The organism is Rhizobium fabae, assembly GCF_003985135.1.
In the GTDB taxonomy this organism is placed as follows: Bacteria; Pseudomonadota; Alphaproteobacteria; order Rhizobiales; family Rhizobiaceae; genus Rhizobium; species Rhizobium pisi.
Window position 1 is genome coordinate 1 of the sequence record NZ_ML133649.1, and the last position, 26,575, is coordinate 26,575.

The following is a 26,575-nucleotide window of genomic DNA, read 5'->3' on the forward strand; positions in this document are numbered from 1 at the left end:
CACCAAAACCGGCCACGGCGTAAGCCGAAACCTCTCTTCGCCCTCCGCCAAAACACAACCGGCAAAAAATCCAATCGCCAAAAAAGCAAAACCCGCCGAAAAAATCGACGGGTTTGTCAGCAGTCTGAAGGCCGGTTGCCCGGCCTTTTCTTATGCTGCGTCGTCGATCGCCCATTTCCTGAGGATTTTCGCGGCGCGTTCCTCGTTGATCTCAACCATGCGGGCAAGCTTGCGTTCCGGGCCTTCCTTGACGCGACGGTTGAAGTTGCCGTCGTCGTCGCCGAGACTGAGAAGATCCTCGGTGCTGTCGAAGCCGAAGTCGGAGCCGAAGCCATCCATGAGAGCCCCTCCGGGCACCCCGGCCGCTGGCGCAAAGTCGGGAAGCTCGAGGCCGGCCGCTTCCGGCGTGGCGTCGCCGAGAACCGCAGTGGAGTTGCCGTTGACGCTGCGAACCAGAGGCCGCAGCCCCATCCAGACGACCACGAAGGCGACCGCGACGAAGGCAAGCGAATTGATGATGCCGGCAAGGTTGCGGCTCAGCATATCCATGACATGGACGCCGCCGCTGGCCTCTTCGAGCAGCTGGTTCTCGAGGAAGTCCATCGCCGTGACGGTGACGACGTCGCCGCGCTTGGCGTCGATGCCTGCCGCCGAAGCGACGATCTTCTGCATTTCAGCAAGATAGGCGTCGATCTTGGCCTGGTCGGCAGGTTCGCCGACCATCTTGGCGATACGGCCCTTGTTGACAACCACCGCGATCGAAAGCTTCTCGACCTTGTAGCTGTTGCGGGTCGTCGCCGTCGTCTTGCTGTTAATTTCGTAGTTGGTCTGCTCTTCGCGCTTGTCGGACTTATCCTGCGATTCGGGTCCTGCTGAGCCACCGGCCTGGGGAGCCGCCTGCGGAATGTTCTGCTCGACGGTCGTCGCGCTGTCGGACTGTTTCTGCTGGGACTGCTGGGCTTCTTTGGTCGAGCGGACCGAGCGTTCGACCTTGGATTCCGGATCGTAGGTGGTTTCCTGGATCTGCTGGGCGTCGGTGTTGAGATTGGCGGTGACGCTGGAGCGGAAGTTGTCCATGCCGAGGAAGGGTGCGAGCGCCTTGTCGATGTTGGATTCGACTTCCTGCTGGACGTTCTGGACGATGTTGAGCGAGCGGTTCAGCGAGCTGTTGCTCGCATCGTCGCCGGAAGCGAGCAGCTGACCGGCGGAATCGAGGATCGTCACGTCATCGACGTCAAGCCCCGGCACGGCCGAGGCGACGAGGTGGCGGATCGAGGTGGCGGCGCTGCGGCCGGTGGCCGCGCTTGCGCGAATCATCACCGAGGCGGTCGGCTTCTGCTCCGCCTTCCGGAAGTTTCCGACCTCCGGCATGACGATATGGACGCGGGCGGCTGTGATGCCCGAGATCGACTGGATGGTGCGTGCGATTTCGCCTTCCAGCGCCCGAACCCGCGTCACCTCTTGCATGAAGGAGGTCAGGCCGAGGGAACCGACATTGTCGAAGAGTTCGTAACCGGCGTTGGCGCTGTTCGGCAGGCCGCGCTCGGCAAGCATCAGGCGGGCCTTGCCCGTCATCCCCGCGGGAACGGTGATGCTTGAGCCATCCGTGCCGACCTGAAAATTGATGTTGGCTTCCGCAAGCGCCATGCTGATCTGGTTCAGATCAGGGTTATCAAGACCGACATAAAGCGTTTCTTGCGCCGGTTTGTTGACGAAAAGGGCAGCCGCAAGGACGATTGCGATGGAAACGGCGCCGACGCCTCCCAGAATCATCAGGCGTGTTCGGCCTAGGGCGCCAAAGTTCTTAAAAATCTGAACTAATTGATTTAACAGATTCATTCTGTTCTCGCACGATCCGTCAAAGACAAAGCAGGCTTATTGCCCATCTGACGAATAATCGGCGAAACTTGTGCGAGCGTTTCGTGAAGAGTGCGGAGCGAAAAGCTCCTAGAAGAAATCGAAGTCGCCGGCGGCCTTGCTCAGCGGCTGTGAATGGCCGTGGCGCGTGGCGCCGCCCAGCGCCTTCTGCATCTCCGCCAGCTTGACAAGGCTGAGGGCGGTGGCGACGTCCACCGTCCAGCCGTGCGGGATTTCGCCGGTAATGGTGTCGATGAATTCGGCAAGGCCGCGCGACTTCTGCACAGCCAGATCGATACCCTGCATCACCTTCATGGCATCCGGCGAATTCAGCACGTCGGCGCCGCCGCCGAGTTCGAGAAGCTGCGGCTCGATACGCTCGATGAGGTAGGCGACGTCGTGCAGTTCGGAAACGATGCGCATCAGGATATCGCTCAGCGCTTCGACAGGCGCCGGCGGCTCCATCACAGGGGTAAATGTCATATGAAAATCCTCGCCATCAAAAAAATTCGATACTGGTTTCGACGGGCTTCTGCGGAGCGGCGGGACGCTGCTCGAGAGCGACGGTTCTCTGTGTTTCGGCGCCGGTCAGGGGGTATTGCCGGGCACGACCGGAGACCGGCCAATATTCAAGCTTGCGTCCATGCTCGCCGCCGGTAGAGGAGCCGACCACCGGAATGCCTTCATCCCTGAGGAACTGCATGGCGAAGGCCGCGTTCTGCTCACCGACATTGGAGAATGTCGAGATCGTCTTCGCCCCGCCGAAGATCTTTGCCTCCAGCCGGTCGCGCCGGGCGCCCTGCTTCAGGAGACCGTTGATCAGCAGTTCCATCAGATGCACGCCGTAGCGCGTGGCATCGCCGCCGGTCATCGGCGAGTTCGCCGTACCGGGCAGCAGGAAGTGGTTCATACCGCCGACGCCGGCGATGGGATCTCGGAGGCACGCAGCCACGCACGAGCCGAGAATGGTCGAGAGCACCGCATTCGGATCGCTCAGAACCTTGTACTCGCCCTGAATGATGTGCACGCGGCGGGCTGCCCCCTCAGTGATCATTTCAAGGCTCCAAACACGGCTTCGATAGCAGCTTTCATCTTTTCGATCGTGAACGGCTTTGCCAGCACGTTGTTGGCGCCGAGCTGGGCCGCCTTCTGCACCAGCGCGCGGTCACCCTGGGCGGTGAGGATGATGAACGCCGCCTTCTTGGTGTTCGGATTGGTGCGCACGGCCTGAAGGAAGCCGATGCCATCCATCTTCGGCATGTTGAAGTCCGAGATCACCAGGTGGTGCGGTTGCTCGGCCATGATCTTCATGCCCTGCTCGCCGTCGCCTGCGGACGTGATCTGCTTGAAACCGAGCTGGGTCAGCGCATCGCTGAGCAGCAACCGGCTCGTTACCTGATCATCAACGATCAGAACTTTGATTTTCTCCGCGATCGACATTATTCGGTCCCTTCCTTTCGGGCGGCTGTCATTTTCAATATTTCTTCACCGATGGCAGACAGTGGCAGCTGCTGCTCAACGGCGCCAAGTTCGTGGGCAACCCTTGGCATTCCGTAAACGACACAGGTTTTTTCGTTCTGGCCGAGTGTTCTGGCGCCGGCGTGGCGCATTTTCAACAATCCGGCCGCACCATCGCGGCCCATTCCAGTCAGGATCACGCCGACGGCGTTGCGGCCGGCCAGTTCCGCGACCGAATCAAACAGCACATCGACCGACGGACGATGACCGTTGACCGGAGGGCGGTCGACGAGACGGCAACAGGGTGCGGAGGCGCTGCTGACCTGAAGATGACGTTCGCCGCCGGGCGCCAGATAGATCTTGCCGATTTCGAGACGGGCGCCATCGGTCGCTTCCTGCACCACGGGCGCGCAGAGGCGGTTCAGCCGCTCGGCGAAGCTCTTGGTGAAAGTCGGCGGCATATGCTGGGTGATGACGGTTGGCGGGCAATTCGCCGGAAACTTCTGCAGCACGGCGATCAGCGCCTCGACGCCGCCGGTCGACGAGCCGATCGCGACGATCTTGCGGCCGACGCGGAAGTCGGCGACGGCGGGCGGCGGCGCGGGGGCGGCCACGCGTTGGGAGAACTGGCGCTGCGTGCGCGCGGCGGCCTTCACCTTCTCTGCGAGGTCGCCGAAGGGCCTGGGTTCGCCCGGCGTCGGCTTGCCGACGCAGTCAAAGGCGCCGATCTCAAGCGCCGCAAGCGTCGCCTCGGCGCCGCGATGCGTCATGGTGGAAACCATGATCACCGGCATCGGACGCAGCGTCATGATCTTTTCGAGGAAATCGAGACCGTTCATATTCGGCATCTCGATGTCGAGCGTCACGACGTCCGGGTTCAGCCGCTTGATCGCCTCGCGCGCTTCCAGCGCATCGCCGGCCTGGCCGATGACGTTGACTTCGGGGTCCGAACTCAGGACGGCAGTGATCAGGCCGCGCATCGTCGGCGAGTCGTCAACAACAAGAACCCTTGCCGGCGCGCTCATGCCTTCCTCCCGGGACCCTTGGCGGTGTAGCGATAGGTCGTGATGCCGATATTGTCGAAGACGTGTTTCGCCTCGCCCGAAACACGCTCGGAATGGCCGATATAGAGATGGCCGCCTTCCGGCAGCAGGCCGGCGAAACGCTGCCATATCTTCATCTGCGTCGGCTCGTCGAAATAGATGACGACGTTGCGGCAGAAGATGACGTCGAACTTGCCCTTGAACGGCCACTGCGCCATCAGGTTCAGCTCGTTATAGGTGATCAGCCGCTTGACGCGGTCGTCGACCTGGAACTTCCGGCGCCCCTGCACCTCGACTTCGCTGAACCATTGCTTGCGCATGGCGGGCGACACGGTTTCCAGCGCGCTTTCGTCATAGGCACCGGCCCGGGCGATCGCGAGGATCTTCGGATCGATGTCGGTCGCCAGGATCTTGAAGTCGTAATCGGCGACATTCGGCATCAGGGACAGCACCGTCAGCGCGATCGAATAGGGTTCCTGCCCGTCGGAGGAGGCAGCCGACCAGATGCGCACCCTGCCGCCCGATCTCGCGCGCTGCAGGAGCTCGGGCAGGACATGATCGCGCAGATGATCGAAATGATGATTTTCGCGAAAGAAGCGGGTGAAATTGGTGGTCAGATGCGAAAGCATTTCGCGGCGCGCCGCAGCACCGGCCGGCGAAGCGACGAGGGCACAATACTCCCGGAAGCCGGACAGGCCGAGATTGCGGATATGTTTCGACAGGCGCGAATAGACGAGCGAAGCCTTCGTCTCGTTGAGGAAGATGCCGGCATCTGAATAGATCATCGCGGCGATCTCCGTGAGGTCGCGGCGCGTCAGCGGGTATTCCCCGCTCGCCAGGACCTCGTCGGCGCCCTGCCTCTGATCTTTTGCGCCCATTGCATTCATGCGGCTTCGCTTTCGGTTTCGGAAATGAGGGCTTCAAGTTCGATCAGGCAGATCATGCGCTTCTCGATGGCGAGGATGCCGCGGGCAAACTGACGCTCGAGCTCGGAGGAGATCTCGGGCGTCGGCTGAACAACCTCGTCGGTGACCGTCAGGATGTCGGAAACGGCATCGACCAGCAGGCCGACGACCTTACGCCGGACCTGGGCGACGATGATGACATGACGGGCGGTCGGATCGGCCGGCTTCATGCCGAGCCGGGCCGAGAGGTCGATGATCGGCAGCACCGCGCCGCGCAAGTTGATGACACCTAGCATATAGGTCGGCGAGTGCGGCATCGCGGTCGCCGGGGTCCAGCCCCGGATTTCGCGAACCGACATGATGTTCACGCAAAATTCCTGATCCCCGATGCGGAACGCGATCAGCTCGCGATCCCCCTGGTTCAGATTTTTTACAGTGTACGACATTGCCTTATCCCACCGCTGCTAACGACATTTCCGCTTTCAGCGATTGGCCGCGCGAGGCGCCGACAACCGCGTCGACATCGAGGATGAGAGCCACGCGGCCGTCGCCGAGAATGGTGGCGGCGGCTATGCCCGGCACGTGGGTGTAGTTCGCTTCCAGGCTCTTGATGACGACCTGACGCTGACCCTGAATGGCATCGACCATCAGGGCGCGCTGGCCACCGCCTTCGGATTCCACCAGAAGCGCGACACCTTCGACCGGATTGGCCTGGGTCGCACGGAAGTTCAGAATGCGGCCGACATCAACCAGCGGGCAGAAGCTGTTGCGGATCGAGATCAGCCGGTGGTTCGCACCGAAGGAGTGGATCGCGGAGGCTTCCGGTTGCAAGGTTTCGACGATCGCGGTCAACGGCACAACCAGCGTCTGGCCGGCGACAGTGACCACCATGCCGTCGAGGACGGCGAGCGTCAACGGCAGGCTCATGGTGAAGACCGAGCCGTGACCCGGCTTGGAGGTGATGTTGATGCGTCCGCCGAGCGCCTGGATCGAGCGCTTGACGACGTCCATGCCGACGCCGCGGCCGGAGATGTCAGAGATCTTGTCGGCTGTCGAGAAGCCCGGCAGGAAGATCAGGTTGTCGATCTCCTCGTCCGACAGGTTGGAGTCGGCCGGGATGAGGTCGTTGTCGATCGCCTTCTGGCGTACTTTCTCGCGGTTGATGCCGGCGCCGTCGTCGGCAAGCTCGATCAGGATGCGGCCCGAACGATGCTTGGCGGTGAGGCGAACCGTGCCTTCCGTGTTCTTGCCGGCAGCGGCGCGCTTTTCGGGCGTTTCGATGCCGTGGTCGACGGCATTGCGGATCATGTGGGTCAGCGGCTCGGCGAGCTTGTCGATAACAGTCTTGTCGACTTCGGTGTTTTCACCTTCCGTGATCAGGCGGATCGACTTGCCGGTCATGTCGGCGATTTCGCGGACGATACGCGACATGCGCTGGAAGACCGGCTTCACCGGCTGAGCGCGGATTGCCATGACCGAGTCCTGGATCTCGCGGGTGAGCTGCTGCAGCTCTTCCAGACCCATGTTGATCGAGGAGGTGCCGGTCGTGTCGTTTTCAATGACGCTCTGCGACAGCATCGCCTGGTTGATGACCAGTTCGCCGACGAGGTTGATGAGGCGGTCAACACGGTCGAGATCGACGCGGATCGTCTGGCCGGCACCGGCGGCATTGTTCTGGGCGGCAGCGTTTGCGGCTGCTGCCGCTGCTGCTGCGGCTGCCGATTCCTTCTTTTCAACACGGGCTGCGGCTGCGGCCATCTGCGTGACGTTGGAGGCGGTCTCGGCGGCGGCAACGGCTGCGGCCGTCTCGTTGGCCCTATTGCCGGCGGAGCTCACTTCGGCTGCGCCCGTTTCATCCAGGATCGACAGGTCGAAGGGAACCGGCACCATCGGCAGTTCCTCGTTGGCGCTTGTATTGCCAGCCGCTTCGTCGACCGGTTTCACCGTCAGGTCGCAATCCCACTCGGCGAATTCGAAGACGGTGCGGATGGCGTCTTCACCCTTGTCCGTCCTGATCGTCACGTTCCAGAAGAAATAGGCCCCTTCAGGATCGATCTCCTCGAGGCCCGGCAGGGCGTCTGTATTGCAATAGATTGTCATCTCGCCAAGACGCGAGAGGTCGCGCAGCAGCAGAGTGGCGTCGTTGCCCTTGGAATAGAGCTCGAAACGCGGTTTGAAGATGACTTCATAGGCCGGCAGGCCGGAGCCGACATCGCCCTCGCCGCCGAAATCGTCAAAAGAAAAAGGAACCGGCTGGAAGCCGCTGTCGTCGGTCGGCTTGGGAGTGGCCGCAGGCGCAGCCGATGCTGCCGGCTTTGCGGCGGCCTTCGGCGCAGGGGCTTCGGCGGCTGCGGAAGGAGACGGCAGTTCGCCGTTGGCCAGCGCTTCGAGCTCCTTGACGAGACCGCGGCTGCGGCTTTCATCGACGCTGCCGCCGTCGCGCGCAGCATTCGTCAGGTCGGCGAGCACGTCAGCCGACTTCAGCATGACCTTCAGGACGTCCTGGGTCGGCTCAAGCTTGTTGGAACGAACGCAATCGAGAGTGGTCTCGAAAACATGGGCGAAGGCTACCAGATCGTCAAGGCCGAAGGCGCCGGCGCCACCCTTGATCGAATGCACGGCACGGAACACCGCGTTGACGGTTTCCGGATCGCGATCGCCATCATTCATTTTCAGAAGACCGGATTCCAGCTCGGCGAGCTGTTCCTCGCACTCCTGGAAAAAGATCTCTTTGATTTCGTTCATATCCATAGGAGAAAATCCTGGGTTTAAGCGGTTACGCGCTCAATGGCATCGATCAGTTTGGCCGGGTCGAAAGGCTTGACGATCCAGCCCGTGGCGCCGGCCTGGCGGGCGCGATTCTTTTTTTCCGCGTCGCTTTCGGTGGTCAGGACCAGGATCGGGATCGCCCGATATTTCTCGTTGCGGCGGACGCCTTCGATGAAACCGAAGCCGTCGAGACGCGGCATGTTGATGTCGGTCACGATGACGTCGGGATTGGACTCTTCGAGAACCTCGAGGCCCTCGACGCCATCCTCGGCCTGGATCGTCTCGAAGCCGGCATTGTTTAGCGTCACCAGAAGCATGTTCCGGATGGTGCGCGAGTCATCCACGGTAAGCACTTTTTTCTTCATTGCCGAATCTCCTTGGCGAGCAGGTGGTCAATATTGACGCCAACCAGCTGCATGGTTTTCTGAAATGCATCGGACACCTTGGAAAAGGTGAACGGCTGCTTGTCCTGCTCCCAGGTCTTCTCGGCGGACATCAGAACCTGAGCGCAAAGAGCACCAATCCGTTCGACGCCCGATGCGTCGATAGAAAGACCACTGCCCCGCAACGAGAGGAGTTTGTCGCGCAAGGCGGAAGCCTCGTTGAGGTCGAGCACCGCTGTCAAATTCAGCGTCTTGCCACTCTTCTTTGCTACCATCAGCTTTTCCTTGTCCCCTTGTCGCCGGCCCGAGAAGACGAGCTGAGGCGATAATCCGATAGGTTAGTAAACATTCCGCCCACCTCCGATGCTCGCGAGGGGCTGCGGAAAGCCAAAATCGTCATTTTCATAGTCGTCCTCGACCGCGGCCGGACGGGAAGCCGCCTCGATGGCGCGCGACGGCGGCACGCGAACCGGCGCCGGGCGGCCGGCATGGGCGTTTTCCCGGGCGATGCGGAATTCGCGAATCGTCTGGCCGAGTTCGAGAATGACCGTGTGGAGATGGTCGGCGCCTTGCGCCGAGCGCTCGGCAAGACCGGCGCTATCGGCCACCTCGGCGCCCAGGCCCTTGACGTCTGATGTGACGCCATCAAGGCTTGCGGCGTGCTCGCCGGTCTTTGTGGCGATGCCGGCGATGGCGGCGTTGATGTCGGTGACCTGGCGCACGATGCTGCCGATCGAATCCTGTGTCCGGCCGACCATCTGCACGCCGGCGTCGACCTGCGCCTTGGTCGTCGTCACCAGCGTCTTGATTTCGCGGGCGGCTTCGGCCGAGCGCTGAGCAAGGGCGCGCACTTCCTGGGCAACGACGGCGAAACCACGGCCGGATTCGCCGGCGCGAGCAGCTTCGATGCCGGCATTCAGCGCGAGAAGATTGGTCTGGAAGGCGATCTCGTCGATCGCCCCGATGATCTGGCCGATCTTTTCGGCCGATTGCTCGATATCGGCCATGGCGCTGATCGCCCGGCCGACGACCTCGCCACTTTCCTCGACGGCGGCGCGCGTCGAAGCGGCCGCCTGTTCGGCGGCACGGCTCTCGGCCGCACCGTCGCGCACGCTGCCGGCGATGCCGGCAAGGGCAGCGGCGGAAAGCTGCAGCCGGTCGGCCTGGCCGGAAGCGGTGCCGGCAAACTGCCGCGACAGGCCGGCAAGCGAGCCGGTCGCCGCCTCGGCCTTGTCAGTGCGCTCGGTGATGGCGGTGAATTCGGCCTGCAGGCCATCCAGTGCACCGTTCAGCGCAGCGGCGATCCCGGCATAGGCGCCATCGCCTTCGACGGGCGCGCGCCGCGTCAGGTCGCGAGCAGAAAGGCCTTCGATGACATCGCCGAAGATCCTGGCGATCTCGGCTTCGCTGTCGGCGCGCTGATCGGCGAGCGCGCGGCTCTGGGTGGCGCGCAGCGCATTGAAGCGGAGCGAGACAGCGATTTCCACATCGACCATGACGATGCGGATGATCGCCGTCATCAGGTCGGAGATTTCGCGCGCGCGGCGCTTGGCCGACGGCAGCAAGGGACGGCCGGCGATCTCTTGCGCGAGGCCGGAAACCACATGCTCGAGCATGACGCCGTGACCGGCCACGTGCCAGCGCGGGTCGAGCCCCATCTTGCTTTCGGTATCGGAGAGAACCTTGACGCGCTCGGCATAGAGGCTGTCGAACCGCGCATCCGTCAGCACATCCCAATGCGAGGACTGCAGATCATGCAGGCGGTCGACCTGGCGCTCGCTCTCGAAATTGCGCGCGGCGTCGGGAAAGGACTGGAACCTGTGGAAGAGGTCGCGCAGGCCGGCTTTCAAATGCGCTTCAAGGGCCGGCCGGTTGCGGCGGACCAGTTCGCACTGGTCGGCATCGAGACCGGCAAAGCGCAGGCGGTCGCGCAAGCTGCCTGCCTGCGCTCCACGAGCCTGATCTGATGGCATATCCTGCCTCAACGCCTGTCCCCAACCACGTTCCGGGCGAATGCCCGGCCAAAAACTTTCGCAGCATCCGATGGACACAAAGCGTGGAGACCGTTCTCACCGCCAGTGACAACCGGCGGATCGAAGCCCCCTGATCAGCTATGTTTCGGAGCTGTCTGAAGAGATGGATACCGGATCAACCCGGTACGGCGGTACGGCGTCATGCCTGGTGGGAACGAGTGCATCTTCCCATTCCGACGTGTAAACCAATGTTTATGGTTAATTCCTTGCCTGAAGGTTAATAAGCCTTTCGCAGTGCGGGTTTTTGAAGCAATTCAAGGCAGTTCGCGAGAAATACTGCCGCGCAGTTGCATGGCTGCTACAAGGCACACGCAAGCTCCGTGTTATAGGCCGGTCGACAACCAAGACATGACGTCGACAAGGACAGAGCAATGATTGTTCTCGCATTGGGTTCCTGCTTGATCGCAATGACGGTGCTCGCAGCCGTCGCCCGCCTCGATTCCATCGCCGCAAACCGCGACATCCGCGCGCTTCGGGTGTTCTAAAAGGCGGCTCATCTCTCCCCTCCCCCGTTGGCAGTCCGGCACCTTTGGTGTATCGCACTCGCGCCTTTCATGTCAGCGGAACTATCGGTTCATGTCCCCCAGATCTGGTCTCCTCATCGTTCTTGGCTTCACGCTCTGGCGGGTCGTCACGCTTCATTTCGATGCGACGGACCTTTTCGTCGACGAGGCACAGTACTGGTTCTGGTCGCAGAACCTCGATCTCGGCTATTACTCGAAGCCGCCGATGATCGCCTGGGTGATCCGGGCGATGACCGAGCTTTCCGGCTCCAACGCCATCTATTGGATCAGGCTGCTCGGACCGCTGATCCACATGGCGGCGGCACTGGTGCTGATGAAGACGGCAAAGCGTTTCGTCGGGCCGGAGATCGAAGGGTGGACGGGAGTCACCTACATCACGCTTCCAGGTGTTGCGCTTTCCTCGGTGTTCTTCTCGACCGATGTGATCCTGCTGTTCTTCATCGCAATCGCCCTGCTTGCCTATTTCGGCCTGACGCAGCGACGCTCGGTCGGGCTGGCGCTTATCATGGGGCTCGGCGTCGGCCTTGCCTTCCTCACGAAATATGCGGTGCTCTTCGTCGTTCCCGGCGGTGCGCTTGCACTCCTGCTCATTCCGGCGGCGCGCATCGCCATTCGGGATTTTGTCATCGCGGTCGCAGTGTCGGCGTTGGTCGCCCTGCCGAACCTCTGGTGGAACCTCAGGCACGACAATACGACGGTGCGGCATACGCAGGACATCGCCCATTGGAGCGAACCCGGCATCAATATCCGCGGCGGGCTGGAATTCTTCGCCGCCCAGTTCGGCGTCGTCGGGCCGATCATCTTCTTCGCAATCCTCTGGGCGGTCTATCGCATGATCAAGGCCCGGAGCGACGACCGGGAAAAGTTGCTGGTCTGGTTGTCGATGCCGGTGGTCCTGCTCATCACCCTGCAGGCAACGATCGCCAAGGCCTATGCCAATTGGGCCGTGACCGCCTATGTCGCGGGGACTGTCCTTGCCGTCTGGCTGCTCTATCGGCTGTGGCCGAAGGGGCTCAGGCTGTCGTTCACCATCAACGGCATCGCAAGCCTGCTCTTTCCGCTGGCGACGATTTTCCCGCAGCAGGTGCTGCTGCCGAACGGCGACGAGCTGATGAAGCGTTATCTCGGCCGCGCCGAGGTCAGCCGCGAGGCCGCGGCGCTTACAGGCCAGGCCGGCACCGACGTCATCGTCACCAACGATCGCGACATGGTCGCCGACCTGTTCTATACGCTGCGCGATGCACCCTACAGGATCTATGCGCGGGCTCCGGCGGGGCTTCCCGAAAGCTATTACGAGCAGGAATTCGCCCTGCCCGCCGATATCACCGGCAAGGTGCTTTTCCTGACCGACAGCCCCTTCACCTGCGCCACCGAAACGCCTGAGGTGCTAAAGAACTGGCGGCCGACAGAGGGCTATTACAAGGGCAAGGCGCTCTATATCTACAAGGTTTCCGCCGCCTGCCTGGCGCCCTGAGTAAGATCAATCCATCCGCTTGGGGAGGCAGAGACCGGTGCCGGCCCCTTCGATCTCCACGAATTTGACGCCGCCCTCCTCGAAGGCCAGGCGCAGCTGCGCCTCGGTCGCACGGTGGATGTCGTGGTGGCGTCCCTCGTAATCGCGGATCGTGCTGCGTGAGACGGCGGCCCTCTCGGCAAGGTCCGTCTGGGTCCAATCGAGCAGGCCACGTGCGGCCCGGCAGAGAGCGGGGCTCAGAATTGTTTCCCTGGCGGCTTGACCCATGATTTCAAGTTACCCATATTGGTCGATATAGACCATATATGTCATATTACGAACGGGATTTCCAGATCGGGAGACAGCGATGCCACACGATACGCCCTTGATTTCCACGATCGTCGGCGGCCTCGTGCTGGCTTTCATCTTCGGCGCCATCGCCCACCGGCTGCGCATGCCGCCGCTGGTGGGCTATCTGATCGCCGGCGTGCTGGTCGGCCCGCACACGCCGGGATACGTGGCAGACCAGAGCCTTGCGCCGGAGCTTGCCGAAATCGGCGTTATCCTGCTGATGTTCGGCGTCGGGCTGCATTTCTCCCTGAAGGATCTTCTGTCGGTGCGCGGCATTGCGGTACCTGGCGCGATCGTACAGATCGCCTTTGCCACACTGCTCGGCTGGGGGCTCGGCGCCTTCATGGGATGGCCGACCGGCGGCAGCCTAGTCTTCGGCCTGGCCTTGTCCGTCGCCTCCACCGTCGTGCTCCTGAAGGCGCTGCAGGAACGGCGGCTCGTCGAGACCGAGCGCGGCAGGATCGCCGTCGGCTGGCTGATCGTCGAGGATCTCGCCATGGTGCTGGCGCTGGTGCTGATCCCGGCCGCAGCCAGCATCGGCGGTGAAGGCCACGGCCCCGTCGAGCCGCTTTCGGCGGGGCTGAACCGCCTGCTCGGCCTCGATCTCGGCGTCGGCGGCATGATCGCCATGACCCTGGTGAAGGTGGTGCTGTTCGTGGCGCTGATGCTGGTCTTCGGCCGCAAGCTCATTCCCTGGACGATGCACCGAATCGCCCATACCGGCTCGCGCGAACTTTTCCGGCTGGGCGTGCTCGCGATCGCGCTCGGCGTCGCCTTCGGGGCGGCGAAGCTCTTCGGCGTATCGCTGGCGCTCGGCGCCTTCTTCGCCGGCATGGTGCTTGCCGAAAGCGAGCTCAGCCATCGCGCCGCGCAGGAAAGCCTGCCGCTGCGCGATGCCTTCGCCGTACTCTTCTTCGTCTCGGTCGGCATGCTGTTCGATCCGAACATCCTGATCGACAAGCCGCTGCCGATCCTTGCCACCATCTTCATCATCGTCATCGGCAAGTCCGTCGCCGCCCTTCTGATCGTACTCGCCTTCAAGAAGCCGCTCGGCACGGCGCTGACGATTTCAGCAAGCCTCGGCCAGATCGGCGAATTCTCCTTCATCCTCGCCGCCCTCGGCGTCGAACTCGGGTTGTTGCCGGAGGAGGGCCGCGATCTCATCCTTGCCGGCGCCATCATCTCGATCGTTCTCAATCCGCTGCTGTTCTTCCTCTGCGATCGTCTACGGCCGCTTCTCGAAGGGACAAAACGCGAGGAAGCCACAGCCGAGCCCGCTCCCGCCACGGATGCAGCCATCGCTCAGCAGCAACTGCCCGCCGAAGACGACGACGTGCATCCGACCGCCCTCAACGGCCACGCCATCCTCATCGGCTATGGACGCGTCGGCAAGATCGTCGGGCAGAACCTCAAATCATCGGGTACGCCCTTCCTCGTCATCGAGGATTCCGACAAGCGCATCGGCGAGTTGAAGGCGCAGGGCATCGAAGCTTTCATGGGCAATGCGGTGGCGAGAGAAACGCTCGATCTTGCCAATCTTTCGACTGCGCGCAGCCTTGCCATCGCTATCCCGAACGCCTTCGAGGCCTGCCGCATCGCCGAGCAGGCGCGTAGCGTCAACCCGTCGATCCTCATCGTCGCCCGCGCCCATTCCGACGCCGAGGTCGACGAGTTGAAGCAATATGGCGCCGACACCGTCATCATGGGCGAACGTGAAATTGCGCTTGGCATGGTTGACCGGCTGGCTCAAGTGCATCATGAGAGTGTGCCCTATGAAGACAGACATGAGCCTGATACAATTATCCCGACGGGCACTGCTCCGCCGGAAAAAGAATGAGAGATTGGCGCGCTTTTGAGCCGATACGGGAGTGACATCGCCGGGACGGAGGAGATGGAGCTGGACCAGCACCGTCTGACCAATCGTGTCGCCGCTTCCCTGCTCGTCGCCATCCTTGCCTATCTCGGCCTGCTCTTCGGCGGCAATTTGCTCATTTCGCCTGCCGTCGCCGTCAACACGCTTTCTTCTTCCGGCCGGGATCCGCAGTCGCCGCAACTGACGGCGCGCGATGCCGTGCGGGGCGTGCTCGCCGCCGAGCGCAGGCTTGCGCCGAAACAGGCGGCGCACGACGTCGGAACGCCTGCCCTTGCCACCACCCCGGTTCTCGATTTCGCCGACTGGAACATATCAGCCCCTCTTCCGGCATTCGAAGCGCCGCTTCATGCCGCAAATTTCAGGACCCATCAGCCGCGCGCACCGCCAGCTGTTGCCTGACGCCCGCGCCGAGCGGCGCTTCCTGCCATTGAGACATGCTGCCAGCGCTCGAGCGCCGGCCCCCGATTATCAAGGAATACAACATGCGTACTTCACCATGGCTGGTGTTCACCTATACGGTGATCATCGTGATCGGCCTATTGATCGCCCTGCCGAACGCCCTGCCGCAATCCGTCCTCCAGCGCGTGCCGGCATGGCTGCCGCATGACCAGGTGTCGCTCGGCCTCGACCTGCGCGGCGGCTCGCACCTCGTTCTGGAAGTCGACGAAGCCGACCTCACCAAGGAGCGGCTGCAATCGCTGCTTCAGGACGCGCGCCGCGTGCTGCGCGAAAAGGGCGTCCAGCCGAAGGCCGTCGTCCGCAGCCAGAACCAGATCGTCGTGACGCTCGCCGATGCCTCGCAGAGCGATGCGGCCGTCACCGACCTCAAGACGCTCGCCAACCCGATCAGCACCGGCATCAGCGCCGGCCAGACGGATCTCGACGTCACGGCGAACGGAGCCACCATCACCGTCGGCTTCTCGCCGGCCGGAATCTCCGCCAATGTCGACAATGCCGTCCAGCAGAGCCTTGAAGTCATCCGCCAGCGCGTCGACCAGGTCGGCGTCTCCGAGCCGACCATTCAGCGCATCGGCGGCAATCGCGTGCTCGTCCAGCTTCCGGGCGCGCAGGATCCGTCGCGCCTGCGTGAACTTCTCGGCTCCACGGCGAAGATGTCGTTCCACATGCTTTCGCCGAACAACGCCCCTGGGCCCGGCGTCACCATGATGAACGACGCCGAGGGCAGGACCTATCCGGTCCTCGACCGCGTCGAGATCTCAGGTGACCGCCTCTCGGATGCCCGCGTCAGCTTCGACCCGAACACGCACGAGCCGGTCGTCAGCTTCCGCTTCGACAGCGCCGGCGCCACCCGCTTTGCCGAGATCACCCGCCAGAACGTCGGCAATCCCTTCGCCATCGTCCTCGACGACAAGGTGCTGAGCGCGCCCGTCATCCGCGAGCCGATCACCGGTGGCTCGGGCCAGATCTCCGGCAGCTTCTCAGCCGACAGCGCAACGACGCTTGCCGCCATGCTGCGCGCTGGCGCCCTGCCTGCCAAGCTGACGGTCATCGAAGAACGCACCGTGGGCGCCGACCTCGGCGCCGATGCCATCAAGATGGGCATCTATTCCGGCATCGTCGGCTTTATCCTGGTTGCAGCCTTCATTTTCGTTCTCTACGGCACCTGGGGTATCCTGGCGAACGTGGCGCTGCTGATCCACACGTTCCTGACCTTCTCGGCCCTGACGCTGGTCGGCGCAACGTTGACGCTGCCGGGCATCGCCGGCGTCGTTCTCGGTATCGGCCTTGCGGTCGACGCGAACGTTCTCATCAACGAGCGCATCCGCGAAGAAACGCGCAAGGGCAAGAGCGCCTTCGCCGCCATCGATACCGGCTTCCGCCGCGCTTATTCGACCATCATCGACGGCAACATGACGGCTCTGATCGCAGCAGCCATCCTGTTCTATTTCGGCTCGGGTCCGGTTCGCGGCTTTGCCGTGACCATGGCGCTCGGCCTCATCATCTCGATGTTCACCTCCGTCGCCTTCGTCCGCGTCGCGATGATCGAGATCACCCGCCGCCGCAAGCTCAAGGTGCTGAACATCCGGCCGCTGATCCCCTTCAGCCCCTATGACAAGCACATCCAGTTCATGAAGGCGCGCTTCTTCGGCGTCACCGTTTCGGCGCTGCTTTCGATCGCCTCCGTCGTGCTCTTCATCCATCCCGGCCTCAACTACGGCGTCGACTTCCGCGGCGGCATTCAGATGTCCGTCAGGACCCAGGGCGCGGCCGATCTTGCGAAGTTCCGCGAGGGCCTTGATAGTCTCGGTCTCGGCGAAATCACACTCCAGTCCTTCGGCGACAACAACAGCATTCTCGTTCGCGCCCAGCGGCAGGAAGGCGGCGAAGAGGCGCAGACGGCAGCAGTAACCAAGCTGAAGGCCGAAGTCGCCAAGATCGATCCGAGCGCAACGGTCGAAGGTACCGACGTCATCGGCCCGAAGGTCAGCGGCGAGCTTGCCTCGGCCGGTATCCTGTCGGTCGTGATCGCAAGCTTCGCGATGCTCATCTATATCTGGGCTCGGTTCGAATGGCCGTTCGCCGTCGGCGCCATCGTCACCCTGGTGCTCGACGTCACCAAAGCGATCGGCTTCTTCGCGATCACCGGCCTCGACTTCAACCTGACGGCCATCGCCGCCATCCTGACGCTCGTCGGTTACTCCGTGAACGACAAGGTCGTCGTCTACGACCGCATGCGCGAAAACATGCGGCTCTACAAGTCGATGCCGTTGCGCGAGATCATCGACAAATCGATCAACGAGACCCTGGCGCGAAGCCTCTACACCAATGCGACGGCCTTCCTCGCCCTGGTGCCGATGGCGATCTGGGGCGGCAGCGCCGTGTCGAGCTTCGCGATCCCGATGGTCTTCGGCATTCTCGTGGCCGGCGCCTCGTCGATCTTCATCGCAGCTCCGATCCTGCTCTTCCTCGGCGACTGGCGCCGCCGCCATGCCAAGGCGGCTCCGGCAAGCGATGTCGAAATCATCCCGCCGGAACAGGGTCGCCCGCGCAAGTCCGCGAGCTAACTGCGGTTGTTAACGCATCATTGTGGAGGGCGCCGGTTGCAGAACCTGCGCCCTTTTTCTATTGTCGGCTATCAGGATCGGGGAATTTGCCAAATGTCATCCAACCCGACGAGTCTGTCAGACAGCAATGCGGCCAGCGAGAGCGAGGAGCGGATCAAACGTTTTCTCGCGACAGCCTCGCACGACTTGCAATCGCCGCTGCGCCACATCGCGATGTATGCCGAGCTGCTTCTGGACGACCTGGAGGAGACGCTCGACGGCGAACAGCTTCAAAGTCTCAGGATGATCATGGAGAAGGCGCAGACGGCCCAGCGCCTCACCAAGTCATTGATGAGCCTTGCCGGCGGAGCACCTCAGGTGACGCCCGAAGAAGTCGATCTGCAGGCGCTGACCGAGACGATCTGGGGTGAACTCACAGATGAAACCGCGGTGCACGATGCCACGCTCGCGAGTGAAGGCCTGCCCTTGATCCGCACCGACCCCGCCCTGCTCAGCCTGGCGCTGCGGCATCTCCTGTCTAACGCGCTGACCTATCGTAGCGAATCGCCGCCGCAGGTGATCATGACGGCAGAGCGCGAGGGGGCGGACTGGTTTATCCGGATTTCCGACAACGGAACGGGTATCGATCCCGCTTATCGGGAACGGATATTCGAGCCTTTCTGGAAATTGCCGAAGGCAGGCGCCGTCCCCGGCGCCGGACTGGGGCTGACGACTGCGCGGGAGTTTCTCACGGCGCTTGGCGGCGATGTCAGCCTCGAGCATTCGGATGAAAGCGGCAGCCGCTTCACCATTCGCCTTCCCGTCGCCTGATAGTTATAACAGGATACCGAGGATCGCGACGCGCTTTTGCCGGAATCGCTTAGATGCTGTAGTCGTCCTTCCAGAAATCCGGAACGGCGTAGGTCACATATTCGCGGATGATATGCTGCAGCGCCTGGACGTCAATTTCGTCCTTACCGATGCGGAAATCGACGCCGTAATTCGGGAATTCCTGGAAATAGCCGCCTGAAATATCGGTCGAAACGACGCCGATCGGGCCGGTGTAGCCGATGCCGCGCAACTCCGGTACCGTGTCGCGGAAATCGGCATTGGGCATGAGGCGATTGTCGAGCAGGATGAGATCGAAGCGCGCCGCCCGGACCTTTTCCAAGGCGTCGCCGATCGATTGCGAATATTCGAGTTCGACGACAGGCTCCGAGAGATCGGCAATCTTCTTCTTGAGCGCGCGGAATTCAATGAATTCGTCGTCGACAAAGAGAACCTTTACTTGACCCTTTCGCGTTGCTTCGGCGATCATCGTCTTAATTTCCCCAATCCCGAAACCAATTTCACGAAACCAAGCCGTTTCTCAAGGCGATCGCCACCATATGAACGCGGTTCACGGCGTCAAGTTTACGCGCTGCCGCAGTGATGTGCGAATTGACCGTATGTTCAGACAGACCGAGGATGATGGCGATCTCAGCCGACGTCTTGCCTTCGCTCGTCCATTTGACGATTTCCGATTCGCGCTGGGTCAGCCGCCCCGACATTTCCGGCGTCAGGATCTCCTCGTAAAGCTTGTCGAAGATGCGCATGGCGTCGAGCAGCATGTCGGCGATCTCGCTCTGGTCGGGCTCCTGACGCTCGCCGCTGAGCACGAGGCAATATCGCCGCCCTTCCGGCGTGAACAACGGGATGAAGAGGAAGACGCCGCTGCGGAACTCGTTGAAAACGCGATCGGACGTAAAGCCTTCCGGCTGGGCGCTCCGGCCATGGACCGGCGTCGCCAGGAACTGGGCGGACTTTGCCCGCGCGGTTCCGAGCGCTTCCTTCAAACTCGTGATGAAAAGGCTGACGCGCCGCTCGGCGACATTGGTGATGACGATATCGCGTTCGCCGAAGGGAGCCGAAGCTTCGGAAATGCGGGCAAGCGCGAAATTTTCAAATTTATAGTGCTGCGCCGCCGCCTTCAGCAGACGGAAAAAATCGGTGCGGTTGATGGCCCGGCTGAGTTCCGGTCCGGCATGAAAGGGAATTGCCGGGGCATTGTTCATTCCCACTCTATCCTCTCCTCCCGCCAATCCCTCCGATCCCGAAATCTTGGGATATACGTCTTAAACGCGAAGAGCTACAAAAATTGCGAGACGGTTGATGACAAGTATCGAAACGGGGACTTTCGATATGCAAGGCGGATATCATCAATTATCTCAACTACAGGTGATGCACGGGCAGTTTTACTGAGGGCAGTAGTTCTTACCTGGGTATCGTAAATCTTCCTGCATTCAACATCCATGAATGCGAGAAGGCAGTGCCAGACGTAAGCGCGAGAGAGCCGATAGGCCCATTCAGCTAAGGGGTTGGCTGATGTTCGTGGCGGCGAACGCGGGTGGATCGGTTCTCTCAGCGCTTATTTTTGCGTTCCCTTGTCTTCGCTTCGGTTGCATCTTGGGATGCGTCCTCGACCTTGTCAATTGCGGTTTCTCGTATGACTCAGGCGAACGGCGGAGAATAGGCCTCGAAGCGTCCGCCGCTTCCTACACTTCAAGATTGAGAATAATGGCGGCAAGGTCAAGCGGCTTTTCCAGATAGAAATCGGCACCAGCCTCGAGCGCACGCGCGCGGTCCTCGTCGGCATCCGATCCGCTGCAGATGGCAAGCCGCATCGCCTCGAAGCGATTATCCCGGCGCAGCCGGTTCATCAGCTCTATGCCGCTGTCCAGCGGCATATAGAGATCGGCGATCAGCAGCTCGGGCACGGCCTTGTCGTCCGCCACGCGCCGCTCCAGCGCCTCGAACGCTGCCTCGGCGGCCGAAAAACAGAATAGATCGACGTCTATCTGCTGCTTCCTGCTGATATAGTCGAGATAGAAGAGGTCATCCCTGCTGTCGTCGACGTAAAATAAAGTAGGCATCCAGCACCGCAACCTAGATATTGTTCAGATGATCCTCGCTGTCCTTCTACATCACGATAACGCCGTTTTGCTAAAATTCGATATACCTCAGCGTGAATCACTTCGCAAAAAGCACGGCACGGCCTCCGCTTGCCTATTGAGTATTCCTCGATTTCGGAAAAAATGGCCGCGCGAACCGAGGAGGATACGCGGGTGCAGGATGGGAGCGATTTGAACCTGCAGGACCACCCAAGGCGGTGGCGCTACCGTGCCTTCGCGATTGCCGTCGGCTGCCTGATGGTTCTTCTCGGCGCAACCGTTCTTGCCGGCTGGCTGCTGCAGATCAAGCTGATCATTTCGGTCGTTCCAGACTTTCCCTCGATGGCCTTCAACACGGCGCTCTGCTTTATGCTTTCCGGCGCGGGGCTCGTCGCATCGACGCTCGCCGCCCGCCGCTTTCGGGCGACGGCGGCGATCACGACGGGATTGGCGGCGGCGATCGCCGCGGCACGGCTTGTCGAGATCATTACCCTCGGGCGGACCTTCCACAATGTCGATGTCTTGGTGTCGCAGTTCCTGATCCCGCCCGACTTCATGGCGCAGATCGGCGGCGGCATGGGACCGAACACGGCGCTGATCTTCCTGATCGCCAATCTTTCGCTGCTGCTCTCGCTTCGGGCCGGAAGGTCGAAAAGCCAGGTGGTGCAGGAGCTGACGAGCTACATCGTCATCACACTCGGCATGATCGCGCTGGCCGGCTATGTCACCGATGCCGAACAAGGCTATCGCTGGGGCGTCTATGCGGCGATGGCACTGCACACGGCGGTCGGCGTGGTCGCTTTCGGCTCGGGGCTTCTGGCAAGGTCCTGGCTGATGCAGCCGGCGAACCGGGCGCAGATCCCGCTCTGGGTCCCGGCTGCGGTCTGCTTCACCGGCCTTCTCGTCGATCTCTATACGCCGCTGGGTGTTGCCAACGGTATTCTCTACGTGCCGCTGGTGCTGACGGCGCTGTGGTTCGGCAACAGGAACGCGCCGCTTTTCTTCGCCTTTGCCTGCACCGTGCTGCTGATGCTCGGCTTCTTCGCCGTCAAGCACGACGAAGCGGCGTTCTGGCAGGAGATCGCCAACCGCGCCATCACGGCTGCCACGCTTTGGCTGATCGCCATTCTCATCTTTTATTTCATGCGCAACACCCATCACCTGGAAAACGAGCGCGTCCGCTTCGGCGCGCTGGTGCGCAGCACGCCCGATGCCGTCATCGTCATCGACGAGCGTGGAACGATCGCAAGCTTCAATCCAGCGGCCGAGAGCATGTTCGGTTATTCGCCGCAGGAGACGATCGGCCGAAACATCAAGATGCTGATGCCCGAACCCTACCATTCCGAGCATGACGGCTATCTCACCCATTACCTGCAAACCGGCGAGGAGCGAATCATCGGAAAGACGCGCATGGTCTCCGGACGACGCAAGAACGGCATCGTCTTTCCGATCGATGTTTCAATCAGCGCTGTCATCACCGGCTACACCAAGACCTTCGTCGGCATCGTGCGCGATATCAGCGAGCGTGTTCGGCAGGAAGAACGGATGAAAACGACGCTTGCCCAGCTCGAGGCCTATACGGCCGATCTCGAGCGCAGCAACCACGACCTCGACGAATTCGCCTATATCGCCTCGCATGATCTCAAGGAACCGCTACGCGGCCTGCACAATCACTCCCGTTTCCTCCTCGAAGACTACGAAGACAAGCTCGACCCGGACGGCGTGCGACGGCTGAACCGGCTCGTGCGCCTCAGCCAGCGCATGGAGAAGCTCGTCAACGACCTCCTCTATTTCTCCCGCCTCGGGCGGCAGCAGCTGGCGGTCAAACGCACCGATATCAGCCTGATCGTCAAGGACGTCGTCGCGACGATGGAGCTTCTGCTGGAGGAACGGCATGCCAAGGTCATCATCGACGGCCGACTGCCGGAGGTGATCTGTGACGCGCCGCGGCTGACCGAAGTGTTCCGCAACCTCATCACCAACGCGATCAAATACAACGACAAGCCTGCGCCGCTCGTCTCGATCGGCTATCTCGACCGGTATGTCGGCGAGGACGGCACGGTTGCCCGCAACGTGTTTTTCGTTAAGGATAACGGCAAGGGCATTCCGGAAGAATTCCACGAGGATATTTTCCGCATTTTCAAGCGCCTCGAAAAGTCGCAGGATTCCGAAGACGGAACCGGAGCAGGCCTCACCTTCGTCCGCAAGATCATCGCCCGGCACAATGGCGATATCTGGCTGGAATCGGAGGTCGGCGCCGGTACCACATTCTATTTCACCTTGGGGAAAAAGCGTGAGGGACAGAATGCAGCAGCGTGACACGCAACCGATCCTGATCGTCGAAGACAGCGAAGACGATTTCGAAGCGACGATGCGTGCGTTCAAACGCACCAATCTGCGCAACTCGATCCGCTGGGCGGCCTCCGGCCAGGAAGCGCTCGACATGCTCGGCACGATGGTGCCGAAGCCGGGGTTGATCCTGCTCGATCTCAACATGCCGGGCCTCGACGGCCGCAAAACGCTGGAGGCGATCAAATCGAACGACGGCTGGCGCAAGATCCCCGTCGTCATCCTCACAACCTCTGACGACGAGCGCGATATCGAAGGCTGTTATGCGCTCGGCGCCAATACCTATGTGCAGAAGCCGGTCGATCTCGACGGGCTGTTTGCCGCAATCCAGCGGCTGAAGGAATACTGGTTCGAAATCGCGATCCTGCCGCTCGAGGACTGACAGATTGGCGGAAGACTGCTGCATCCTCATCATCGACGACAATATCGACGATCGCGAGGTCTATCGCCGCATACTCGGGCGCGTCTCGAGCACGGCTTACAGGGTGGTCGAGGCTGAGACGGGCGAAGAAGGCCTTGCGCTGAACCACCGGAAACGGCCGAACTGCATCCTGCTCGACTATTCCCTGCCGGGGCGCGACGGGCTCGGCGTTCTTGCCGACATCCTGGAGGATGATCCCGCCGCCAACGTCATCATGCTAACCGGACAGGGCAGCGAAACCGTCGCCGTCGAGGTGATGAAGAGTGGCGCGCGCGACTATCTGACCAAGGATTCGCTGTCGCCTGAAACACTGCATCGCTGCATCCAGAACGCCATCATGCACGGCGTGCTGGAGGCAAAGCTGGAGCAGAAGCGCCAATCACTTGAGATCTTCACGCGCGCCATGGCCCACGATCTGAAGGAGCCGCTGCGGACGATCAAATCCTTCAGCCGCATCCTGCACGGTTCCGCAGCGCTTCCCGCCGAGGACCGGGAACTGCTCGACTATGTGCTGAGCGCTGCCGACCATATGGAAGACCTGATCGTCAAGGTCTCGGGCTTCACCAAGCTCGAGGCCTCCGGCGGGCCGCAGCTGAAGCCGGTGTCGCTGTCTGATGTGCTCAACCAGGTAGAGGACAATCTGCGCCAGCAGACCGAAAGCCGCGGCGCCGTCATCATCCGCGGGACGCTGCCCGAAGTCATGGGCGATGCGACGCTCCTGACCCAGCTCCTGCAGAACCTCGTGTCGAACGCCATCCGCTATTGCGAGCAGAAGGTCCCCGAGGTGACGATCTCGGGCGAACCGCAGGGCGATGTCTGTCGCCTCGGTGTGCGCGACAACGGGCCGGGCATCGATCCCCAGCACCGTGAGCTGATCTTCCAGCCGTTCAAGCGCCTTGTCGGCCGCGGCATCGAAGGCACCGGCCTCGGCCTTGCCATCTGCCGCCGTATCGCGCAGCTGCATGGCGGCTCGATCTGGTGCGAAGCAGAGGATGGGCCCGGGGCCACCTTCATCGTCGAAGTGCCGCTCGCCGAAGCGAGATCCGCACCGCCCGCCGCGTCAACTGTCTCGCACAGCGCCAAATCGGCCGAGCATTCCGGCGACGGCGCAGGCAGGCTCGCCGAAGTGCTGCTCGTGGAAGACAGCCCGGCGGACATCCAGATTCTGAAGATCAAGCTGATGCGGCGGGAGAAAGTGAACTTCAACCTGCATGTCGCGACCAACGGGCGCGAGGCGATGCGGCTGCTCGAAGAACGCGCCGGCATCGCCGATTTGCCGCAGATCGACCTGATGCTGCTCGACATCAACATGCCAATCATGGATGGTTTCGAGGTACTGCACGCGCTTTCGGCCGATGCCCGCCTCAAGCGGATTCCCGTCTGCATCCTCAGCACATCGAGCGACGAGACCGACATGCGGCGGGCCCGGGATCTCGGCGCGCTTGCCTATATGGTCAAGCCACCCACGCTTCAGCAGCTGGAAGAGGCGCTCGAAGATGTCGACCATCTGGAATTGCTGCAGCGCGGCGATTCGCTTGCGCTTTGTGCGGAACAAAACTAAGCGATGGTCATTGGCAACGGTATGACTGTCGCAGCTCTCATACTCGCGCTCCTGACGCCGCTTCAATCAGGACTGCTTACGATGGTATCCGGCATACACCACATCACCGCCGTCACCCGCAAAGTTCAGGCGAACGTGGACTTCTATGCGGGCTTTCTCGGCATGCGGCTCGTCAAGCAGACGGCCGGTTACGAGGATGCGACGCAGCTTCACCTCTTCTACGGCGATGCAGCGGGGACGCCGGGTTCGCTTCTCACCTTCCTCGTCTGGGAAGATGGTTCGCCCGGCCGGGCCGGCTACGGCCAGATCAGCGAAATATCGCTGTCAATCAACCCCGCAAGCATCGGCTATTGGCTGACGCGCGCCATGAGCTTCGGCCTGCGTTCCGAGGGACCGGCCGACGAATTCGGCGAGCCCGTCCTCCGGCTGAAGGACCCCGACAACATCATCCTCAAGCTCGCGGGCGCCAAGGATCTCACATCGCCGGCGGCCTGGGACGGTGCCTCGATCCCTATCGAGCATGCCGTCCAGCGTGTGCGCGGCGCAACCATGCTGACGGAGAAGCCCGCCGAAAGCCGCAGTTTCCTCGAGAACCATTTCGGTTATCGCTTCCAGGCGAGCCGTGGGACGATCGACAGACTGGTTTCGCAATCCGGCGACATCATCGACGTGCGCGACGCGCGCGGCTTCTGGTCCGGCGCGCCGGGCACCGGCACGATCGATCATGTCGCCTTCCGCGCCGCCGACGAGGAGACGCTGCTTTCCGTGCGCAAGGCGCTGGAGACGACCGAGGCGTTGCCGACCAACATGCATGACCGCAAATATTTCCGTTCGCTCTACGCCCGAGAGCCCGGCGGCACGCTTGTAGAGCTTGCGACCGACAAGCCGGGCATGATCGTGGACGAGGAGCAGGCAGCGCTCGGGAAGAAGCTTTTCGCGCCGCCCGACGCCATCACCAACCTTCACGACCTGAAAGTGGTACTGCCGCAGTTTTCGATGCCCGGCCAGCCGCGAATCAATTACCGCGAGCTGCCGTTCGTCCATCGCTTCTATACGCCCCCGGACCCCGACGGCAGCGTCTTCGTGCTGCTGCACGGCTCCGGCGGCAATGAGACGACGCTGATGCCGCTCTTGAACAGGGTAGCGCCGCGGGCGACGCTGCTTGGCGTACGCGGCCGGGCGACGGAGGAGGGTTTTCCCCGCTGGTACAAGCGCATTACCCCCTTCTCCTTCGACCAGAACGACATCAAGACCGAGGCGGAGGCCTTTGCAGCCTTCATCGAGGGCGCCGTCAAATCCTACGGGCTCGATCCCCAGAAGGTCGTCTATGTCGGCTATTCCAACGGCGCCAACCTCTTGAACTCGCTGCTGTACCTGCACCCGAACCTCGTACACAAGGCGGTTCTGCTGCGTTCCATGCCTGTCCTCAGCGACTATCCGCACGCGGATCTGAAGGGCACGGACCTCCTCGTCATCAGCGGCAAGACGGATGCCTACGGCAAATATGCGAGCGAATTGGAAGAGAGGCTGAAGAGTTCCGGCGCCACCGTCGATTCCGACGTCATCCCCGGCGGCCACGATCTCGGCGATGCCGATGTGCCGATCATCCAGAAATGGCTATTGCAGGAAATTCGCTGAGGATCAGCGGCGCCCAAAGCGC

Annotated in this window: 24 protein-coding genes; 9 read left to right on the forward strand and 15 right to left on the reverse strand. The window is 61.9% G+C overall.

Annotation, left to right across the window (positions count from 1 at the left end; all coding sequences use genetic code 11):
- Nucleotides 1–150: 150 nt before the first annotated feature.
- The 11 genes from fliF to EFB14_RS11275 all read right to left on the reverse strand — a co-directional run bounded on the left by fliF (nt 151) and on the right by EFB14_RS11275 (nt 10,388).
- A complete protein-coding gene (gene fliF / locus EFB14_RS11225) occupies nt 151–1,839 on the reverse strand; it encodes a flagellar basal-body MS-ring/collar protein FliF (protein ID WP_125842528.1) in 1,689 nt (562 codons plus the stop codon).
- Nucleotides 1,840–1,947: 108 nt separating this feature from the next.
- On the reverse strand, nt 1,948–2,340 hold the full coding sequence (cheT, locus tag EFB14_RS11230; RefSeq protein ID WP_008523780.1) for a chemotaxis protein CheT: 393 nt from the start codon (nt 2,338–2,340) through the stop codon (nt 1,948–1,950).
- 16 nt (nt 2,341–2,356) lie between these two features.
- Complete coding sequence (gene cheD, locus EFB14_RS11235) at nt 2,357–2,911, reverse strand: chemoreceptor glutamine deamidase CheD (RefSeq protein ID WP_126825328.1); 555 nt, start codon at nt 2,909–2,911, stop codon at nt 2,357–2,359.
- Nucleotides 2,908–3,297 (reverse strand): response regulator, encoded by a 390-nt coding sequence (locus EFB14_RS11240; RefSeq protein ID WP_003556488.1) that lies wholly within the window; start codon nt 3,295–3,297, stop codon nt 2,908–2,910. Before EFB14_RS11240 ends, cheD begins: the two co-directional genes overlap by 4 nt.
- Nucleotides 3,297–4,340, reverse strand: coding sequence for a protein-glutamate O-methylesterase CheB (gene cheB / locus EFB14_RS11245; RefSeq protein WP_125842524.1), 1,044 nt, complete (start codon nt 4,338–4,340; stop codon nt 3,297–3,299). Before cheB ends, EFB14_RS11240 begins: the two co-directional genes overlap by 1 nt.
- On the reverse strand, nt 4,337–5,245 hold the full coding sequence (gene cheR / locus EFB14_RS11250; RefSeq protein WP_125842522.1) for a protein-glutamate O-methyltransferase CheR: 909 nt from the start codon (nt 5,243–5,245) through the stop codon (nt 4,337–4,339). Before cheR ends, cheB begins: the two co-directional genes overlap by 4 nt.
- The gene (locus EFB14_RS11255; protein WP_125842520.1) at nt 5,242–5,709 is read right to left on the reverse strand and encodes a chemotaxis protein CheW; all 468 of its coding nucleotides are present in this window, start codon (nt 5,707–5,709) and stop codon (nt 5,242–5,244) included. Before EFB14_RS11255 ends, cheR begins: the two co-directional genes overlap by 4 nt.
- 4 nt (nt 5,710–5,713) lie before the next feature.
- The gene (locus EFB14_RS11260; protein ID WP_125842518.1) at nt 5,714–8,014 is read right to left on the reverse strand and encodes a chemotaxis protein CheA; all 2,301 of its coding nucleotides are present in this window, start codon (nt 8,012–8,014) and stop codon (nt 5,714–5,716) included.
- 17 nt (nt 8,015–8,031) lie between these two features.
- Nucleotides 8,032–8,397: a chemotaxis response regulator CheY1 gene (gene cheY1 / locus EFB14_RS11265; RefSeq protein WP_003570362.1), complete on the reverse strand. Its 366-nt coding sequence runs from the start codon at nt 8,395–8,397 to the stop codon at nt 8,032–8,034.
- Nucleotides 8,394–8,690: an STAS domain-containing protein gene (locus EFB14_RS11270; RefSeq protein WP_088680415.1), complete on the reverse strand. Its 297-nt coding sequence runs from the start codon at nt 8,688–8,690 to the stop codon at nt 8,394–8,396. The genes cheY1 and EFB14_RS11270 overlap by 4 nt, the downstream gene beginning before the upstream one ends.
- 63 nt (nt 8,691–8,753) lie before the next feature.
- Nucleotides 8,754–10,388, reverse strand: coding sequence for a globin-coupled sensor protein (locus EFB14_RS11275; RefSeq protein ID WP_126825331.1), 1,635 nt, complete (start codon nt 10,386–10,388; stop codon nt 8,754–8,756).
- A 636-nt stretch (nt 10,389–11,024) separates the two neighbouring features.
- Here EFB14_RS11275 and EFB14_RS11280 point away from each other — a divergent pair.
- Complete coding sequence (locus tag EFB14_RS11280; RefSeq protein ID WP_126825336.1) at nt 11,025–12,446, forward strand: ArnT family glycosyltransferase; 1,422 nt, start codon at nt 11,025–11,027, stop codon at nt 12,444–12,446.
- Nucleotides 12,447–12,452: 6 nt separating this feature from the next.
- Here EFB14_RS11280 and EFB14_RS11285 read toward each other — a convergent pair whose 3' ends face one another.
- Nucleotides 12,453–12,713: a helix-turn-helix domain-containing protein gene (locus EFB14_RS11285; RefSeq protein ID WP_125842512.1), complete on the reverse strand. Its 261-nt coding sequence runs from the start codon at nt 12,711–12,713 to the stop codon at nt 12,453–12,455.
- A 79-nt stretch (nt 12,714–12,792) separates the two neighbouring features.
- Here EFB14_RS11285 and ybaL point away from each other — a divergent pair, with 79 nt between their 5' ends.
- The 4 genes from ybaL to EFB14_RS11305 all read left to right on the forward strand — a co-directional run bounded on the left by ybaL (nt 12,793) and on the right by EFB14_RS11305 (nt 18,485).
- Nucleotides 12,793–14,613, forward strand: coding sequence for a YbaL family putative K(+) efflux transporter (gene ybaL / locus EFB14_RS11290; protein WP_125842511.1), 1,821 nt, complete (start codon nt 12,793–12,795; stop codon nt 14,611–14,613).
- Nucleotides 14,614–14,667: 54 nt separating this feature from the next.
- A complete protein-coding gene (locus EFB14_RS11295; RefSeq protein WP_126825339.1) occupies nt 14,668–15,048 on the forward strand; it encodes a hypothetical protein in 381 nt (126 codons plus the stop codon).
- An 83-nt stretch (nt 15,049–15,131) separates the two neighbouring features.
- Nucleotides 15,132–17,675, forward strand: a complete 2,544-nt coding sequence (secD, locus tag EFB14_RS11300) for a protein translocase subunit SecD (protein WP_126825342.1) — start codon at nt 15,132–15,134, stop codon at nt 17,673–17,675.
- Nucleotides 17,676–17,768: 93 nt separating this feature from the next.
- On the forward strand, nt 17,769–18,485 hold the full coding sequence (locus tag EFB14_RS11305) for a sensor histidine kinase (protein ID WP_125842505.1): 717 nt from the start codon (nt 17,769–17,771) through the stop codon (nt 18,483–18,485).
- Nucleotides 18,486–18,534: 49 nt separating this feature from the next.
- On the opposite strand, the gene EFB14_RS11310 is transcribed toward EFB14_RS11305, so the two are convergent.
- From EFB14_RS11310 to EFB14_RS11320, 3 genes are all read right to left on the reverse strand, one after another.
- Complete coding sequence (locus tag EFB14_RS11310) at nt 18,535–18,972, reverse strand: response regulator (RefSeq protein ID WP_125842503.1); 438 nt, start codon at nt 18,970–18,972, stop codon at nt 18,535–18,537.
- Between the two features lie 31 nt (nt 18,973–19,003).
- Nucleotides 19,004–19,708, reverse strand: coding sequence for a helix-turn-helix transcriptional regulator (locus EFB14_RS11315; RefSeq protein WP_125842501.1), 705 nt, complete (start codon nt 19,706–19,708; stop codon nt 19,004–19,006).
- A gap of 480 nt (nt 19,709–20,188) precedes the next feature.
- The gene (locus EFB14_RS11320; RefSeq protein ID WP_125842499.1) at nt 20,189–20,566 is read right to left on the reverse strand and encodes a response regulator; all 378 of its coding nucleotides are present in this window, start codon (nt 20,564–20,566) and stop codon (nt 20,189–20,191) included.
- Nucleotides 20,567–20,728: 162 nt separating this feature from the next.
- On the opposite strand from EFB14_RS11320, the gene EFB14_RS11325 reads away from it, so the two are divergent.
- Genes EFB14_RS11325 through EFB14_RS11340 form a run of 4 tightly spaced genes read left to right on the forward strand, consistent with a single transcriptional unit; the run spans nt 20,729 to nt 26,553 of the window.
- On the forward strand, nt 20,729–22,903 hold the full coding sequence (locus EFB14_RS11325; protein WP_210303003.1) for a sensor histidine kinase: 2,175 nt from the start codon (nt 20,729–20,731) through the stop codon (nt 22,901–22,903).
- Nucleotides 22,890–23,315 carry a response regulator gene (locus EFB14_RS11330; RefSeq protein ID WP_125842497.1) on the forward strand — a complete coding sequence of 142 codons (426 nt, stop codon included), beginning with the start codon at nt 22,890–22,892 and terminating at the stop codon, nt 23,313–23,315. The genes EFB14_RS11325 and EFB14_RS11330 overlap by 14 nt, the downstream gene beginning before the upstream one ends.
- Before the next feature lie 4 nt (nt 23,316–23,319).
- Nucleotides 23,320–24,915, forward strand: a complete 1,596-nt coding sequence (locus EFB14_RS11335) for a response regulator (RefSeq protein WP_126825345.1) — start codon at nt 23,320–23,322, stop codon at nt 24,913–24,915.
- A 21-nt stretch (nt 24,916–24,936) separates the two neighbouring features.
- Nucleotides 24,937–26,553 (forward strand): VOC family protein, encoded by a 1,617-nt coding sequence (locus EFB14_RS11340; RefSeq protein WP_183605221.1) that lies wholly within the window; start codon nt 24,937–24,939, stop codon nt 26,551–26,553.
- Nucleotides 26,554–26,575 lie beyond the last annotated feature (22 nt).

Bases quoted from the DNA above. Each gene is read 5' to 3' on its own strand.
- fliF (WP_125842528.1), bottom strand. From the start codon at position 1,839: ATGAATCTGTTAAATCAATTAGTTCAGATTTTTAAGAACTTTGGCGCC.
- cheT (WP_008523780.1), bottom strand. From the start codon at position 2,340: ATGACATTTACCCCTGTGATGGAGCCGCCGGCGCCTGTCGAAGCGCTG.
- cheD (WP_126825328.1), bottom strand. From the start codon at position 2,911: ATGATCACTGAGGGGGCAGCCCGCCGCGTGCACATCATTCAGGGCGAG.
- EFB14_RS11240 (WP_003556488.1), bottom strand. From the start codon at position 3,297: ATGTCGATCGCGGAGAAAATCAAAGTTCTGATCGTTGATGATCAGGTA.
- cheB (WP_125842524.1), bottom strand. From the start codon at position 4,340: ATGAGCGCGCCGGCAAGGGTTCTTGTTGTTGACGACTCGCCGACGATG.
- cheR (WP_125842522.1), bottom strand. From the start codon at position 5,245: ATGAATGCAATGGGCGCAAAAGATCAGAGGCAGGGCGCCGACGAGGTC.
- EFB14_RS11255 (WP_125842520.1), bottom strand. From the start codon at position 5,709: ATGTCGTACACTGTAAAAAATCTGAACCAGGGGGATCGCGAGCTGATC.
- EFB14_RS11260 (WP_125842518.1), bottom strand. From the start codon at position 8,014: ATGGATATGAACGAAATCAAAGAGATCTTTTTCCAGGAGTGCGAGGAA.
- cheY1 (WP_003570362.1), bottom strand. From the start codon at position 8,397: ATGAAGAAAAAAGTGCTTACCGTGGATGACTCGCGCACCATCCGGAAC.
- EFB14_RS11270 (WP_088680415.1), bottom strand. From the start codon at position 8,690: ATGGTAGCAAAGAAGAGTGGCAAGACGCTGAATTTGACAGCGGTGCTC.
- EFB14_RS11275 (WP_126825331.1), bottom strand. From the start codon at position 10,388: ATGCCATCAGATCAGGCTCGTGGAGCGCAGGCAGGCAGCTTGCGCGAC.
- EFB14_RS11280 (WP_126825336.1), top strand. From the start codon at position 11,025: ATGTCCCCCAGATCTGGTCTCCTCATCGTTCTTGGCTTCACGCTCTGG.
- EFB14_RS11285 (WP_125842512.1), bottom strand. From the start codon at position 12,713: ATGGGTCAAGCCGCCAGGGAAACAATTCTGAGCCCCGCTCTCTGCCGG.
- ybaL (WP_125842511.1), top strand. From the start codon at position 12,793: ATGCCACACGATACGCCCTTGATTTCCACGATCGTCGGCGGCCTCGTG.
- EFB14_RS11295 (WP_126825339.1), top strand. From the start codon at position 14,668: ATGGAGCTGGACCAGCACCGTCTGACCAATCGTGTCGCCGCTTCCCTG.
- secD (WP_126825342.1), top strand. From the start codon at position 15,132: ATGCGTACTTCACCATGGCTGGTGTTCACCTATACGGTGATCATCGTG.
- EFB14_RS11305 (WP_125842505.1), top strand. From the start codon at position 17,769: ATGTCATCCAACCCGACGAGTCTGTCAGACAGCAATGCGGCCAGCGAG.
- EFB14_RS11310 (WP_125842503.1), bottom strand. From the start codon at position 18,972: ATGATCGCCGAAGCAACGCGAAAGGGTCAAGTAAAGGTTCTCTTTGTC.
- EFB14_RS11315 (WP_125842501.1), bottom strand. From the start codon at position 19,708: ATGAACAATGCCCCGGCAATTCCCTTTCATGCCGGACCGGAACTCAGC.
- EFB14_RS11320 (WP_125842499.1), bottom strand. From the start codon at position 20,566: ATGCCTACTTTATTTTACGTCGACGACAGCAGGGATGACCTCTTCTAT.
- EFB14_RS11325 (WP_210303003.1), top strand. From the start codon at position 20,729: ATGGCCGCGCGAACCGAGGAGGATACGCGGGTGCAGGATGGGAGCGAT.
- EFB14_RS11330 (WP_125842497.1), top strand. From the start codon at position 22,890: ATGCAGCAGCGTGACACGCAACCGATCCTGATCGTCGAAGACAGCGAA.
- EFB14_RS11340 (WP_183605221.1), top strand. From the start codon at position 24,937: ATGACTGTCGCAGCTCTCATACTCGCGCTCCTGACGCCGCTTCAATCA.